This is a genomic window from Paenibacillus sp. FSL R10-2199, from assembly GCF_038000235.1.
Classification (GTDB): domain Bacteria; phylum Bacillota; class Bacilli; order Paenibacillales; family Paenibacillaceae; genus Paenibacillus_AQ; species Paenibacillus_AQ phytohabitans.
Genome location: NZ_JBBOBO010000001.1, coordinates 2354490 through 2369980 on the forward strand (window position 1 = coordinate 2354490; position 15491 = coordinate 2369980).

At 44.4% G+C, this 15491-nt stretch carries 11 protein-coding genes; 5 read left to right on the plus strand and 6 right to left on the minus strand.

Annotated elements, in window-relative coordinates; translation table 11 throughout:
* Nucleotides 1-593: 593 nt before the first annotated feature.
* From NYE33_RS10425 to NYE33_RS10440, 4 genes are all read right to left on the minus strand, one after another.
* Nucleotides 594-2411 carry an FTR1 family iron permease gene (locus NYE33_RS10425; RefSeq protein WP_341065661.1) on the minus strand — a complete coding sequence of 606 codons (1818 nt, stop codon included), beginning with the start codon at nucleotides 2409-2411 and terminating at the stop codon, nucleotides 594-596.
* A 692-nt stretch (nucleotides 2412-3103) separates the two neighbouring features.
* On the minus strand, nucleotides 3104-4453 hold the full coding sequence (gene efeB, locus NYE33_RS10430; protein ID WP_341065662.1) for an iron uptake transporter deferrochelatase/peroxidase subunit: 1350 nt from the start codon (nucleotides 4451-4453) through the stop codon (nucleotides 3104-3106).
* A gap of 4 nt (nucleotides 4454-4457) precedes the next feature.
* The gene (gene efeO / locus NYE33_RS10435; protein ID WP_336103856.1) at nucleotides 4458-5384 is read right to left on the minus strand and encodes an iron uptake system protein EfeO; all 927 of its coding nucleotides are present in this window, start codon (nucleotides 5382-5384) and stop codon (nucleotides 4458-4460) included.
* 708 nt (nucleotides 5385-6092) lie between these two features.
* Nucleotides 6093-7070, minus strand: a complete 978-nt coding sequence (locus NYE33_RS10440) for a LacI family DNA-binding transcriptional regulator (protein WP_341065663.1) — start codon at nucleotides 7068-7070, stop codon at nucleotides 6093-6095.
* Nucleotides 7071-7549: 479 nt separating this feature from the next.
* Between NYE33_RS10440 and NYE33_RS10445 the strand changes: the two genes are divergently transcribed.
* From NYE33_RS10445 to NYE33_RS10460, 4 genes are all read left to right on the plus strand, one after another.
* Nucleotides 7550-7753, plus strand: a complete 204-nt coding sequence (locus NYE33_RS10445; protein ID WP_341065666.1) for a helix-turn-helix transcriptional regulator — start codon at nucleotides 7550-7552, stop codon at nucleotides 7751-7753.
* Nucleotides 7754-7941: 188 nt separating this feature from the next.
* Nucleotides 7942-8349: a hypothetical protein gene (locus NYE33_RS10450; protein ID WP_341065669.1), complete on the plus strand. Its 408-nt coding sequence runs from the start codon at nucleotides 7942-7944 to the stop codon at nucleotides 8347-8349.
* Between the two features lie 25 nt (nucleotides 8350-8374).
* Complete coding sequence (locus tag NYE33_RS10455) at nucleotides 8375-10072, plus strand: hypothetical protein (protein WP_341065671.1); 1698 nt, start codon at nucleotides 8375-8377, stop codon at nucleotides 10070-10072.
* Between the two features lie 470 nt (nucleotides 10073-10542).
* Nucleotides 10543-11028 carry a hypothetical protein gene (locus NYE33_RS10460; RefSeq protein ID WP_341065673.1) on the plus strand — a complete coding sequence of 162 codons (486 nt, stop codon included), beginning with the start codon at nucleotides 10543-10545 and terminating at the stop codon, nucleotides 11026-11028.
* 629 nt (nucleotides 11029-11657) lie between these two features.
* Here the strand turns inward: NYE33_RS10460 and NYE33_RS10465 are convergent.
* Together NYE33_RS10465 and NYE33_RS10470 are read right to left on the minus strand one after the other, a co-directional pair.
* Complete coding sequence (locus NYE33_RS10465) at nucleotides 11658-13211, minus strand: recombinase family protein (protein WP_341065676.1); 1554 nt, start codon at nucleotides 13209-13211, stop codon at nucleotides 11658-11660.
* On the minus strand, nucleotides 13177-14745 hold the full coding sequence (locus NYE33_RS10470; RefSeq protein ID WP_341065678.1) for a recombinase family protein: 1569 nt from the start codon (nucleotides 14743-14745) through the stop codon (nucleotides 13177-13179). The genes NYE33_RS10465 and NYE33_RS10470 overlap by 35 nt, the downstream gene beginning before the upstream one ends.
* Before the next feature lie 185 nt (nucleotides 14746-14930).
* Between NYE33_RS10470 and NYE33_RS10475 the strand changes: the two genes are divergently transcribed.
* The gene (locus NYE33_RS10475) at nucleotides 14931-15263 is read left to right on the plus strand and encodes a helix-turn-helix domain-containing protein (RefSeq protein ID WP_341065679.1); all 333 of its coding nucleotides are present in this window, start codon (nucleotides 14931-14933) and stop codon (nucleotides 15261-15263) included.
* Nucleotides 15264-15491 lie beyond the last annotated feature (228 nt).

The following is a 15491-nucleotide window of genomic DNA, read 5'->3' on the forward strand; positions in this document are numbered from 1 at the left end:
TCCGCCGGGGAATTAGTTGGATTTTCGTCATTTAAACCAGTCCTATTCTGCTTTTTGATGGGTTTTAAGTGGATTTATGTTACTTAATTCTATCCATATCGTCGTCGTTTGCTATTTGAGTAAAAATAAGTGTTGTTTTTCCAACTGTGATACTGTAAACAGGATTTCTTCCATTATTAGGTGACGTTTTTCCACTTAATTCTCCTTAGCAGGCTGGGTGTAACAGTCAGGGAGAGGCTGAAAGCGCATTTGAGCTAACAATGGCATCATAGGAAGGGCAAAAGGAAGAAGCAGAGCGTGGCAGGGGACAGAGAGCAGGCGTTGGAAAGCAGAGAACAGACAACAAAGGGCAGAAAGGAGAAGCTGGGGTAAGAAATAAAGGTTAAAGGAGAGGGCAGAACAGATAATAGGAAGCAAAGGGCAGAAAATAGAGAAGAGAGAACAGAAGGCGGCGGGTAGAAGCTGGAGAGCAGTGAGCGGTGAGTAGGGAGCAGGGAGTAGAGGGGGACAATGAATATGGCGCTGGCAAAATAGAAGCTGCCATCTGCGTGTTTGAGGTCACTCACGCTGATGACAGCTGTATGTTAGTGTGTTTATTTGGTTAACCGGTTTGGTGTGCGCATTCTGCGGGAAGCTTGTCTGCCGCGCAGCAGCTCCCAGAGGATGAAAGCGAGAATGAGTATTTGCGGCACAAAGGTCTCCCAGGTCGGATACAGGCCGAGCCAGCCGATGGATGGGAGGCTGCTCTCCGCATGTGCCGGTATTTTGCCGGCTACCTGGAGCGCGTGGATGCTCTCACCAAGGAAGCGGAACACGAGATAATAGATCAGCACTGTGGCGGTGCGGAAGAAGGCGGCAATCGGCAGTCTGGCGCTCAGTGCAATGATTGCGTAGCCGAGAACGATCAGTACTGCAAGTGCGCCGCCAATCCCGAGCAGCAACTGGGAAGTAGCGATAGCAGGAGCCATGCCTGCATAGAAGATAGTTGTTTCCGCTCCTTCGCGCAGGATTGCCAGCGCAGCGATGAAGAACAGGTACCATAGATTGCCTTTGGCAAGCGCACCCTGCATCTGGCGGTCCACATACTTATTCCAGGCGGCCGTACTGGATTTACCATGCAGCCAGCGGCCGATGGTGAGCATCATGACCACGGCGACCAGACCGGCAATGCCTTCGATCAGCTCACGTGCTCCTCCAGAGGCTACCTGCGAGATGGTATAGGTTAGCAACACGGCGATGCCGATGCTTCCGGCCAGCCCCACCGCAGCCCCGGACCAGACCCAGCGCCGGGCCGCGGGTTCTGCTTCTCTGCGCAGATAAGCGAGCAGAGCGGCGAGCACAAGAATCGCTTCGAGCCCCTCACGCAGCAGAATGAGTGCCGCATCCCACGCAGTATACGTCTGTTCTCCGGCCAGCGGAGTCAGCTCGGCGAGCATATTGTCCAGGATCTCCAGTGCCCCGGCAAGCTTTGGAGGATCGGAGAGCAGGTAGCCGGTGACGGCGGTGCTCTCATTCTCGATATTGGCATAGACTTTGGGCGAGGCAATCTGCACGGCGCCTTCTGCCGACGGCCAAGCTGTGATGAACTGCTCCATTACCGCGGCTGCTGCCGGACTGTCTCCGGCTTCGGCGGAGGCTGCAGCTTTGTTCAGGTAGCTGATCAGCCCTTCAATAGAGGCCGGTTCTGCTGGCGCACTACCCGTATCGACCGCCTTGCCCTCGCTGTAGCCGGACAGCAGCGCAACCAGCGCCTCGGCTTCCGCCAGCGCGGCTTCTTCGCGGAGCGGCTCAGCCTGCAGCGCAATGCGCAGCAGGCTCATCTTCGTCTCCAGCAGGCCGTAGACGGCGGGATTGTCCCCCCGGATGCCGCGCTCCGCCGGCGTCCAGCCGTTCACGACGGCGCGGTAGGCTTCCGCCGCCGCCGTCCAGTCGGCGCTGCGCGCCGCATCCCGCGTGCGCTCCGCCGCGGGCAGCAGCTTCGCCGCCGCTGCGCGCCCGGCGGCGCCTGAGTCACCGCCGCCCCCGTCTGCGGCGGCGGTGATGTACGCGTCCACGCTTCTGGCGAGCGTGGACAAGGCGGCCTTGGCGGGCGCTCCGCCGCCGGCCGCAAGGGCCTGCGCCGCGGCTGCCAGCGCGGCGTCGACTTCAGCTGCCGGACCGGCGAGTGCCGGGTCCGGCGTGCCTTCGTTCGCGCTGCGCCACAGCGCCGCGAACGATTCCACATCGGCCGCCGCCGCATCCCAGCGGCTCTGGCCGGACTCTACCAGCGCGCTGCCTACAGGCGGCAGCAGCTCATCGAGCGGCGCGCCTGACGCAGAAGCCGGCGCGCCGGGCAGCAGCAGAAGCAGGCAGATCAGCAGCAGCGCTGCCCGGATCTGCCGCCATGGACTGATTTTAACCGTTATGATCATCGGGATCATTCCCTTCGCGAATAGGCATGCTATTATCTTTCCTCTATAGAAGGCGGACTTAAGTGTTGCGTCTGAAGCGTGGTTGTCACTGTAGTGAACATTGGGACTTCGGAGCGGCAGTAACTGTTGTACCTGATTCTCCGCTAACAATCCTGCACGAAATACAACATTTCTTTTGAAATATCGCCCCTAAACTAAAATTGTTGTATGAAATGCAGCATTCCACCGGTTCCAGGCTGGTAAACGAAGCGATTGTTGTATTTCATACAACAATCCGTCCAATTAGGCAGGAAACTAGTTATTCGAGTTGTACCCAGTGCAACATTTTGCCTGATTCCGTTTGCCGCCGTGCCAGCTGCCAGCCGCCCCTCCATTTACTCAATCCCGCCGATACTCCGTTTCTTTCCGCAATTTCCCTGTCACACATCCTGTTCTCTAATCTCCAGTCTGCTCCGGATTATTTGTTCTTGATCGTTCGTCCCACAACTCGTTCATCCCGCAATTTCCGCGACGCACTTTCCTGTTCTCAAATCTCCAGTCTGCTCCGGATTATTTGTCCCTGAACATCCGTTCCATATCGTTCATCCCGCTGATTCTGGTCACACTGCGCAGCCTTACGAACCCGGATATATCCAGCGCCGAATTCAGCGTCATTTCCTCACGCTGAATCCGGACTTAGCTATATCTGTCCGTCACCCCAGCAGCGTCTCCCCAATATAACCACCTTCCCGTACTCCGGGGAAGCAGGCAAATACGGCGCTGCCGGTATGGACCATATATTCATTCAGCCGGTCATTCTTCGAGAGGCGCTGCTGAATGCTCACGAACTGCTTCACCAGATCCTTCTGGAAGCTGATGAAGACCAGCCCTGCATCCAGCTGTCCGGTTTTGAGATCCATGCCGCTGGAATAGGAGTAGGAGCGGCGCAGCATTTTGACTGAACCGTCCCCATGGGCGAGGGCCGAATGGGAATCCGGCGGAATGACAGGCTTGCCGCTGGCATCCGCCGCCTCCAGATTGAGCTCGGCGAATTCATCCCGCGCTCCAATCGGAGCGCCGCTCTGCCGGTGACGCCCGAACGTTGCTTCCTGATCGCTGAGGGTAGAGCGGTCCCAGACCTCAATACGAAAGCGAACACGGCGCAGCGCGAGATACGTGCCGCCATTCATCCAGGCTGGGCCATCGCCGCTTCCGCTCCAGACGACACTTCGCATCTCGGCGTCATCGCTGACGTCGGGATTGCCCGTGCCGTCCTTGAAGCCGAGCAGATTACGCGGTGTGCCGCCTGCCGGGTCGGCGCTGCCGGTGCGCTGGAAGCCCTCCTGCGTCCAGCGCAGCACGGCTGTGCCCCGGGCGATGCGGGCCAGATTGCGGATGGCATGGAACGCCACCTGCAGATCGTCGGCGCAGGCCTGCACACAGAGATCGCCGCCGCACCACTGCGGCTCCAGGCTGTCTCCCGTGAATGCCGGGAGATCGGTGAAGGAGGCCGGCCGTTTCGCAGCCAGTCCGAACCGGCTGTCAAAGAAGGCAGGACCCGCCCCGAAGGTAAGCGTACATTTGGAGGGGGTAAGACCATCGGCCTCGCCGGTGTCGGCAGGCGGAAGATTGGGATTGTCGTTCACGCTGCCGATCAGCGTACCGGCAGTAAGGGCAGCAGCGGCGGTGGTCCAGGCCTCCAGCAGTTTTTTGACCTCGCTGAGCTTGGTTGTTGTCAGATCAAACGAGGCGAAGCACAGGAAATTCTGCGCAGGCGTAATGATTCCCGCCTGATGATTCCCGTAGAATGGAATAATGTCCGCTCCCGCGTGTTGCGGGGAAGAGAGTGCCTGTCCCGGCTGCCCGGCTGCTTTGCGTGCCGCCAGAATGCTGCCTACCCCGCCGCCGCCGAGCAGCAGGCCGAGTCCGGAGGCGCCAGTAAGCCGCAGCATATCGCGGCGGCTTAGTTTTTTATCGAATAATAGCTGATCTTTAGAAGCATCCTTGGAGAGAACGCTCTCTGTCGCGGGAGTTTCCCGGGAAGTCCTGTCTTTCTTTTTCATACCGTCACACTCCCAGAATAGTTCCCATGTTGGATAGAGGCTCAGCTAAGGCGTCCAGATTCTGGCTTAACGTCCGGACCTCAGCTTCTTTCAGCGTTTCGTAGGAAACGTAGCCGTCACCGGATTTGAACGGTGCCAGCTCATTCAGCAGTGCGGTGAACCGCTCGCCGATCGTTTGCTCCAGCGCAGGGTCTTTTTTGGCCAGCTCGGGTTTCAGCAGCTCATAGATCTTCTGGGCACCTTCTACATTGGCGACAAAATCATACAAATCCGTGTGGGAATAACGTTCCTCTTCACCGGTTACTTTGGAGGAGGATACTTCATTCAGCAGCTCTACAGCTCCGGTAACGAGCAGGTTGGCGTCAATCTCAGCGGTTTCCACCTTGGCGCGCAGCAGCTGCGCATCCTTCAGCAAACGGTCCGCGACATCAGTCATTCCATCTGTGGTATTGTTCTGCCAGAGGGCCTGTTCAATCTTATGGAAGCCGCGCCAGTCCGCAGCGTCAACATCGTTCTCGCGGGCATCAATATTGGGGTCCAGATCTCCGAGCGCTTCAGCAATGGGCTCAATCCGTTCATAATACATGCGTGCCGGAGCATACAGCGCCTTGGCGTCTTCAAGCTTGCCTGCTTTCACCGCATTGGTGAAGCCTTCGGTCTGTTTCACGAATTCGTCGCATTGTTCAATTACATATTTCCGGTACTCGTCGATGGCCGTGGTGAAATCCGCCGTAGCGTCAGCAGCAGTTGAATCTGCAGTTGCGGCAGGTGTACCGGTTGACACATTGCCCGTCTGGGCTGCGGCATTATTCCCGGAGGTATTGCTGTTATTGCCGTTGTTGCCATTATTATTGTTATCATTGCTTGCACAGCCGGCAAACAGGAGGGAAGCCGCAAGCAAACCCGCGGGTACTGCATAACCTATCTTCATTCTGTTGGACACCCCTTTTGTTTATGTAAATGATAATCGTTATCAATGATGGACCTATCATAAATCTCCATCCAGTACCTGTCAATAAAAATGTGATAATTATCATATCCATGCTGACCCGCACAATTTAAACACCAAAAACGCCTCCCGACAGGCGGAAGACGCAGTTTAATTTTTTGAGTATATAGGAATATATACTTTTTCATATGATAACTTATCCTTCAAGTTCCCCTGAAACGGTACCGTCCTTTAAACAGACAGCATAGCTGTTTCTACTTGATTCCTGCACGAAATACAACAATTTACTCCTAAAAACGGCCGAACTCAAGAATTGTTGTAGAAAAGGCAGCAATTCCTCTTGTTCCAGCAGAAGATCGGGGGAATTCCTGTATTCCGTACAACATTCCTCCCGGACACCCGGGTATTCATGAACCGGAGTTGCACTACGTACAACATTATGCCTTTTTACAGGCCGAAGGCAAAACTTAACTATCTTACTCTAAGCTCGCTCTGCTGCCGGGTCCCAGAGTCAACAGCGTAAACCCGGGCGGAATGCCTGGTATACGCAATGTTTTTTAAACGTTCCGCCACATTGAAGTTTATAGCATTCGTGACAGCGCTGGATTAACTCAGCACGAATTATTCCGCGTACCTGCCGGCAATAGACCGTTTGGTTAGGAAACAAGCAGTGATCGCAGATTACTTATTCTACACCGTGGACCGCTCAATAATCCGGTAATCCAGCTTGCGGTAGACCGGGTAAGGGTTGTCTGAGCTAATCTGCTCATGAATAATACGGAAGGCGGATGCACCCATCTCATACAGGTGGTTATCTATGGTGGTGATCTCCAGCAACCGGCCGATCGGCTGGTTATCGAAGCCCATGACAGCGAGGTCTCCGGGGATACTAAGACCGGCTTTGCGCGCCTCAATCATCAGTCCGGCTGCCACATGATCTCCGGTAATAATCATAGCTTCAGGCCGCTTCGGCATCTCCAGCAGCGACCGTGCCACGGCCGCTCCGTCTTCTTCCGTCGTGCAGTCATAGATCATCCATTCCTCCTGAAAAACCAGCTTGTGCTCAGCAATGAATTCGCGAAAAGCGGTCTGCCGGATAGAGGCGCTGCTGCCATTCTGCCTGCCTTCGCAATAGCCGATGGTGCGGTACCCTTTGCCCTTCAAATACTGCAGCCCCTGCCGGAAAGCCGCATAATGCTCAATATATACAGAGGAATAACGGCGCTGCCCGCTGTCCTGGCAGGTTACAACCGGACCGTACGCGGTATACTCCTCAATCAATTCAGGCTTCAGCGCAGTCGATACAATGACCACACCGTCGATTTCTTTATTGCGCAGCATCTCCAGCACTTTAATCTCTTCATCTGGCAAATAATTGCTCTGGCACAGGATCAGCCGGTATTGCGCGAGCAGCGCCTCATGGGCAAGACCATTCATAATAATCGAGAAATAAAAAGCATTGATATACGGAAGAATCACCGCCACTGTACCGGTACGTCCGGTAATCAGGTGGACGGCGTTCATATTGCGGGTGTAGTTTAACTGCTCAATCGTATCGAGGACGGCGGCTCTTTTGTCTTTGCTGACATAAGGATGATTATTCAGCACCCGCGAGACGGTAGTTACGGAAACTCCGGCAATCCGGGCGATTTCTTTAATATTAGCCATGGCGTATGCTGCCCCCCCGAGTCAGGATTGGAATGGTTTTATTTTACCATAGAAATTTTCACATTTTCGCATATAAAAAAGCTTGCTATGGAATCCATTTCATAAATTACACTGGGGTTGTTAGCAGCCTTACCGGATTAAGCCGGCGTGACCGAAAGGGCGTGACGGACCGGTAAAGTTTGCGGCTTCACGCTGCGGGCGGACGCAGTTCCAGCAACATTTTTTTGCCTAAGCATTACTTAGCAGTGTGTTTTCTATAAACTTTGCCCCAACGGATGACGCCCTTAACACTAGGAGCTGAAGCCGTTTTTATTATGCGTTTTGGTCAAGAATGCCAGGGTTGTCCCCGATCCGCGTCTGTCCCCGCCCAAATTAATGCTGCAACAGCACCATTAACTGCCACCCTACATAGTATGGTTTGACTGTATCCCTTTACCTTGTTATACCAAACAAACCCAGAGCAAGGAGGGGTGACACCATTGAAAGGGAACGAACATCATAGCAAATTTCTGTTGACGCATCGTGAGCGCGAAGTATTCGAGCTTCTAGTGCAGGACAAAACTACACGGGATATTGCAGGACTGTTATTCATTAGCGAAAAAACCGTCCGCAACCACATTTCCAAGGAGATGTGGTTTGAAATACACTTAAATTTTAATGTCAAAATTCCTTGGTATTACTAACGTTTTGGCAATCCAAGTGAGTAAATGCGCGTATGAGAATACTTTTCTTTCACCAGTTACAAGGGATGTGATAATATGGTATAAGTTGGATTGTGGTGATTTGACATAAGGCTGAAACATTAGCTTCAAAGTGATCATGCCTGAGTCACAGTTCAATTAAATAATGTACATAATAATGGAGGAACATAATGTTTACAGCAGCCGAGAAGGAAGGTTTTATAAAAGTATTTGAAACACTAAAATTATTTAAAAGGATAACATCCAATAAATTAGCGCAAGATGAGCAACAAGATGGTCAGGACATAGTTAAAGAACTTTACGTGGATCTCTTACCAAACGATGGTATATTAAGAAAATTGTTATCGAATAATACCTTTGTACTTGTAGGTAGAAAAGGAACGGGTAAGTCTACTTTGTTCGCGAGAGCTCAATATGATATTGCGTCTAAAAAATCCAATTTATCGGCGTATATTAATGCGAAATCTATAGTAGATGATATGAAAAATAAAAACAACGCAATAAAACTTCCTAACTTGGAAGAAGTATTGGAGTCAAATCAGTTGGAGAGGCTTTTGCTGGTTAGACAATTTAGATGAATTATTTAAAAGTATCGTTGATGATTTGAAGAAAGAAGAAAAGGGTTTTTTTGAGAAAGTTCAATCAAAATTTAGAGATAACAAGATTGAACAATTAATATCCTCAATTAAGGAAAAAATAGATAATCCTACCTTATTTAAGATAAATAGTGTACATATAGAAAAGAGTAAAATAATTGAAACACATAAAAATTCAATTTCATCTGAAGTGGGTGGTGAAATTGGAGGACTGAAGGAAATCCTAATAAAACTTTATGGAAAACTAAGTTCCACGAGAGAAAAAAGTAACGGCAGTGAAAATGAAAATATTAATGTTTTTGCTCGGCTTTTTGATATTGGGGAGATTATAGAAAAAATAAAGGAATTATTATTAGTGACGAAGAGAAGTAGATTGTTCATCTTTATTGATGATTTCTCGGAACTATCTAAAGATGATATGGATATTTTTTTTCAGACAATAATTAATCCAATATATAATTCAGCAAGAGATGAATTAGTATTAAAAATAGCTGCTTATCCTGGTCGGATTTCTTATGGTGAATTGGAAGCGGGTAAGTATGATTATCAATCGATTGATGCATTTGAATTATATGGGAGACATTATATTGATCTTGAGAAAAAATCAAGTGATTTCATCAAAAGGCTTCTTGAAAACAGAATTTCTTACTTTTGTGATTCCACTCTAGAAACGTTTTTTGATCTCAAAGATATACAAATTGATGAATATTGCCTGTTGTTATATGAAGCAACAATAAATATTCCAAGAACTTTGGGACATATATTAAGTTTTTGTTATGACAACGCTATTGTTTATGATAAACAGATTAATAAGGTGACAATATTAGAAGCAATTGAAAACGTTTATGATAAAATAACTAAAACTTACTTTGGAAAAGAGTATAAAAGTTTAGGGGTTTATGAGGAGAAAATTGATATTTACAGCCAATATCAGTTACTGGATTCATTATGTGATAAATCATTAGAACTAAAATCAGAATTACCTAGAACTGGGAACTCGCACTTTTCAGCTTTGGAATATGCATATTCAAGTCATTTTCAAGTAGCGCTAAATCTTGCATCATTTTTAGATTCTCTTGAATTAAATGGTTTAATTCATAAAGTGAGTATACTTGCTCAAAAGGGAGCCAGAGAAGGGCAAAATCCAGATGCATTTATTTATTCACTGGATTATGGACTTTGTCTGAATAAAAAGATTTTATATGGAAGACCTGAGAGAAGTACAAAGTATACAAAGTATTATCAACAAAGAAGATTTGATTACAGTCATTCCATTTTGCAATCGTTATCCGCAAACAAAAGGATTATTTGTAAGGAATGTAAAGCAGAATATGACATATCCGAATTACCTAACATTGAAAAATTTCACATGATGTGTGAAAAATGTGGACAAAAGAGTTGTGAAATAGTATACAACCAGCAATTGAAGGATTTAGTGTTGGAGAATTTAGATAAAGCCTTATATCAGAAAGAAGAATTAGATGTGCTACACGTAATTGGTTTATTTAATGATAACCCTGAAATAAAGCTCTATCCTTTAGTAATAGGCCAAGAAATGGATACAACTTATCAATCAGTAGTTAGAATTGCAAAAGAATTGATTGAAGTTGAACTTCTAACAAGGGAGATTGATTCTGGGAATAGAAATAGGCCGTATTATAAATTGACAACCAGAGGTAAAGAAGTAATTCAAACTATATTCTAGGATTTTGAATTTCTAGCGTGCTTTTTATGGAGTTAATTGGTCTGAGAAGTTATTCTTACTACAGCGATATAATAAGGAGCCGTGTGAAGATACAAGGCTCCTTATTTGTCATATCATATAAAGGCGCATCTAAGGATGTAGGAATGTATTTTTGGCACGGTTAATAACCAGAAATTTAAAATCCAAATAACTACATGAAAAGTGATTGGCCTATTTCTGAATTCAATACACTTTGTTCGTATAGAATCTCGTTATATCCATTTTGAATAAGTAACATCAATAGTAAATTCCTTGAACCTCTAACAAGACGGACTTACAATACTTCGTAGAAAATAAGAAAGCATTCATGCTAAAGCAAAATACGGGTGTTTTTTTCATTTAAGTGAAAGTATTTTCATCATATTCTTTTTAAGAAGAAGCAGAGTATTGGTTCTCAAAACCGATGGAACCCTTTGAGGTTGGGACAGAATATGGGCGGCAAAGATGATACCTTTGGTGCGGGCATGTATTCGTATTGGCCGCTGGATGTGTGTCAAGGTCGCACCTTTATCCGTTTATACTCTAATTATGTGATGGACGCCGCAGGCAAAGGTGTATCAGTATACACCTACCGCCAAAGGGGATTACCTCAACTATGCTTACCAATATGCGCGGTGCGAATTTTGATTACGCACTTTATCAAATGGATTTCTCTACCAAGAACGAAGCCATACTCGGAAGTCGGTCATTTACTCAGTCCGACGCAGGCGCTTTCTCGAAATGAAATGGCAGTGTTGGTCGCTAGGAGCTGCTTGACACTGAGTGGTAAAGCTGTTCATAGCGGATTTGCGGGTCAAGATCAAATTGGACTCTTTTCTGAACAGGTTCAAGCCGTGATGGATCAAGAGCTTCTCAAGGGAAAGACCAAAAATGAGTTCAATCCGACAGGCACGAAACTCGCGCGGAATTTTCGCTAATGATATATCGGTTGCTTCTCTTAAGCGACATTCAACTTTCTGATTAAAAAGCACAGCAGGAGGAACTCCTCTTGCCGTGCTTTTTAATCTCTAAGGTTTCTCACTAGAGCTCCCAATAAAACTGTGTACTTATGGATTAACATAAAATATTTTCAAAAAGTACAATGGGTAAAGTTTGGACTACGTACCTTTTGAATACTGTTCCTCAGCAAGCTTTTAAAGACCCGTCATACTTATTCGTGATATTAACGGATCGAAGAATTCGACATACTAACTGGTGAAAAATAAAATCATAATACCCCCAAAGCAGTTTCAACTAATCAGAGACTGCTATTTTGAATTGGTTAATATCTATAATCAAATCCATAATGCGCTCCACCCATTCACCGAGATAGTTAAAATTAGATCACCAATTCGCCGAGAAATGTTTATGAACGGAAATGATTGTCTAAACTAATGAATAGGAAAACCCATGTTCCTTATGGGACAAGCGCTTTTTCGCCGTTCAAACCTCGGTTTGTAGGTGAGAACGGCATGCCGATCCTACCTACAAACCGAGGTTTGAAATATGTTGTCCACCTATTCACCGATATTGTAGGAAAATTAAAACTCCCCAATTTCATGGAGAGTTAGCGATTGTTTAAATCAATTCTGTTGGTTATATAAATTCCACCGTCATTGTCAATTTCAATTTTTTCAAAGAGGAGAAGTAGCAACTTGCGAACTTGGTGGGACTGATCTTTATTAATTGGCAATGTATCGTCTAAAAAGTGATCCCAGTGATTTGATTCAAGTTCTAGGATTTCCAACCTTTTTATTGCGTCAGAATTTCTTTTTAAATTTAGATGAGTATCTGCGATATCATTCGTTAATATAGAGGATAAGGTTTGTAATACATCTATTGCTATACGATCACTTTGAGTTACGAGTAGAGGGTGCAACTGATATTGTGTAGCATCAAGATCCTGTCTTAGGTCTTGTAACTTTTGATACAAACAACTCCTTTCGACTTCAAGTTCCTGTTTCTGGCTTATGTAGAATTCTTTGATCCTTTCTATGATTAAATCGCGCTGTTCAATGTTGTTGTTTAGGATTACAGACTTCTTAATGTAGTTTATAAGGTAGTCATCTAATTCATTTGATACTATTCGGATATGACAATCCGAGGTTCTACCGCAACAATATATTTGATCTCCGTATTGACCACTAGATTGATTTTTAGTTAGCAGTGGCTTTCCGCATTGTCTACATTGAATAATATCTTTAAAAAGATACGGTGTTGAGAAATATTGTGGATTGCTAATTTCACGTGTTTTTCTTTTCATGTATAAATCGTAACAGTATTCCCACTCTACAAGCTCAATTATTGGGTCCAATTCTTTATATCTCTCCATAATCCATTCGTCACGATTTGTTGTAGAATTTCTTGATCCTTTTTTGCGTTTATGAATACTAAGGTAGCCGCAATAGATTGGATTTGTAATTATAGATTTCGCCCGTTCTTTGCTCCATTGTTGTCCCGAAAGGGGATGGTGAATATTCAAATAAGCAGCAATGGAGTTGAAACCCAAACCTCCCTTATACTGCTTAAATATTTCTCTGATAATTTTGGTTTTGTCCTTCTCAAATTGTAGTACTTTCATTTTTAATACATCGTCATATTGATAACAAACTCCAAAAGGGGGTTTCCCTCCTGTCCATTTACCATGAAATACAACTCTAGAATAAATACTATCTTTCATCCGAACACGTATATTATCAGCCTCGATTTTACTGTAATTATCCCTTATTGCATTACTTAAAATGTCCTTATTACTATAAACTTGGTTTGAACTACTTAAGTATACAGATACTTGGAGATCCGCAAACCATTTACGCAATCGAAGATGCTCTAATGGATCTCGCGCCAGTCGATCATGATTATAGACAACAATAAAATCATATTCTTTGTTCTTAACAGCTTTGATAACTTTCATCAAAGCTTCCCGCTTAGTTAATGGAACACGAGTTGCAGAAATTTTTTCTACATATTTTTGAAGGTCGATGGTTACATCACAATAATTTTTTTCTCTAAAACCTTTGCAGGAATCAATCTGCATTTGCAGGTCTTGCTCCTGAGAAGACACCCTTCCATAAAATACTCCCTTTTTATTCCGTAATTGCTCCTGAAGAACTGAGGTCATCAATAATTCCTCCTATATATTTATCGCTAAGTAAATTAGGGATTTTTAATATCACAGCTGGTTTCCCACCGCAATCCACAACAATGGTGTCAACAATATCCTCAATAAAACGTGACTTGGCTTCAGGATCTAATTCATTGAATGTGTGGAGCAGATCTTTATTTGCTTCCATTGAAAGTAATAAATTACTTTCAATTTCAAGCCTAGAGTTGGATTCATTCAATTTTTCTTTAATGCGTATCAATGCACCACGGGCTTCATTGCACTGTAGGAGGAGAGAGTTTTTAACAGAGGGATCTTGCGCATTAATGAATTGTTTTGTTAAATTTGAAAAATTATTTGTAAGCTTGTTAAATCTCTCATTAAGCCCTGCGCTATAAAACTTTCGGAGTTTGACATGTAGCTTTTGAATATTCTTTAAATATGGCTTTCCCTTAATCAGTTCAGTGAAAAATTTAATGCAATGGTCAACGACAAGTTGTTCAATTTGTTGCTTATCCAGACTGATTTTATGCTTTTTACATACATAACTGCATTTCTGGAGATTAGGCTTCAAGAGGTGGCCTTCATTGGAATCATGTAGGCATTGATCACATTTTAATATGTTGCTAAGAAAAAATTCTTTGTTTGATAACTTATTTCCTTTAGGAACACGCTTTTTTGGAATCAGTTGTTCTAATGCACTTTGCGCTAGGTTCCAGTTCTCCTCGGAAATGATTTTCAATTCAGGTGAGTATCTAGTGCTGGGGCGCTCATGAAATTGATACTGTCTCTGGAGGAGTCCTTTATATAGAGGTTGCCGAATGAGCTGTTTTATGTGTTCAGTTTCCATAGGGTCACCATTTTTACTTCTAGTAAGTTTAAGCTTTACCAAGTGACTTCTGAATTGATCCATCGTTTCAAAGGAGTTTGTTAATAGTTCGTTGTAGATTTGCTCCACAACTTTGACAGCAGGTGGATTTAACTTAATCGTTACTGTTTTTTTTACTTTACCGAACTTATCAGGCTTTGAAATATCTGATTCATGTCTTTTATAACCAAAGGGGAGTCTTGAGGGAATTAATGTGCCTTCACTAAATTTAGATGCATTCGTATCTGCTAGTCGCTGCTTTAATTGAATATCTTCATGTTCAGCAAAAGATGCTAATAAGTATTCAATTGTGAAAGCTTGAGGTGTAAAGAACATGGGAAACTCATTAGATGCGCTAAAGTAGACAGTGACTTGGTGTTGTTTAAAAACTTCATAAATTTCCATGTATTCCTCAGTTCTTCTTGCAAGTCGATCTCTTTTATAGACAATCAAGCTTCCGATAAGACCAGCTTTAATATCAGAAAGTAATCTAGATAAAGCTTCTCTATTTTCAATTGATTTTTTTCTGGCAGAAGTATCAGAATCATTGTAAATTTCATCAATGGTGAGCGAGTTCTTTGTTGCACAGATGTACGCCTGGTCTTTTTGAAGTTGTATTGAGTTATCCTGGTAAATATCAGCTGAATTTCGCATATAAACTGCAGTTTTACTTACCGAAAACATTAATTATTCACTCCTTCAAGGACCATCAATTTTGGATTTTAAATGCTTTATTAGCAATTCCGAGTACATATCTATCCAAAGCATTGCCGCATTAGGATCATGTACGAATTGAACAGATTTCATAGATAGTGGTTGCGTTGGTTTCTTTTTAGCCATGTTGTATATTCCTTTCATAGGTGGTGAGTGTGTTGAAAAATTTCGGACAACAAATCCGAGTAGTGAGAGAGCAGAGAAACATAAGCTTAAATAAATTTGCGAAGGAACTTGAAGTTTCGCCAGCGTATTTAAGTAACTTAGAGAATGGAAAAACCGACTCCATTAAGCTAGAAGTACTATGGAAGCTTCAGAGTCGGCTCCAAGTGTTAGGGCTAGAGTGTACTGAAGCTGATACGGAATTTCAGTATCGATTAAATCGAGTTACTCATAATTTAATACAACTTGAGAAACATCAGCCTGCCTTCGCAAATTATTTATTAGAGATAACCGAAAAGGGAATTGACGTTTACCTGAAAAGCTAATTTAGATCGTTAATGTTATATTGTCCCTCTGTGAGGAAACTATGCATAATCGTAAATGATTGTTTACTGAAGTGTATGATGTTTAGTGTCTAATTCGAGGAACTGACTGAATAATCGTTAAATTACTTTTATCAATGGTAGGTCCGTATTTTTTAGGTCTTTGTGGTTTAATATCATCCACACCTAATTGTTTCTTTATATCATTTAAATATTGTAGAAAAGTCATAT

Bases quoted from the DNA above. Each gene is read 5' to 3' on its own strand.
- NYE33_RS10425 (WP_341065661.1), bottom strand. From the start codon at position 2,411: ATGATCATAACGGTTAAAATCAGTCCATGGCGGCAGATCCGGGCAGCG.
- efeB (WP_341065662.1), bottom strand. From the start codon at position 4,453: ATGAAAAAGAAAGACAGGACTTCCCGGGAAACTCCCGCGACAGAGAGC.
- efeO (WP_336103856.1), bottom strand. From the start codon at position 5,384: ATGAAGATAGGTTATGCAGTACCCGCGGGTTTGCTTGCGGCTTCCCTC.
- NYE33_RS10440 (WP_341065663.1), bottom strand. From the start codon at position 7,070: ATGGCTAATATTAAAGAAATCGCCCGGATTGCCGGAGTTTCCGTAACT.
- NYE33_RS10450 (WP_341065669.1), top strand. From the start codon at position 7,942: ATGTTTACAGCAGCCGAGAAGGAAGGTTTTATAAAAGTATTTGAAACA.
- NYE33_RS10460 (WP_341065673.1), top strand. From the start codon at position 10,543: ATGGGCGGCAAAGATGATACCTTTGGTGCGGGCATGTATTCGTATTGG.
- NYE33_RS10465 (WP_341065676.1), bottom strand. From the start codon at position 13,211: ATGACCTCAGTTCTTCAGGAGCAATTACGGAATAAAAAGGGAGTATTT.
- NYE33_RS10470 (WP_341065678.1), bottom strand. From the start codon at position 14,745: ATGTTTTCGGTAAGTAAAACTGCAGTTTATATGCGAAATTCAGCTGAT.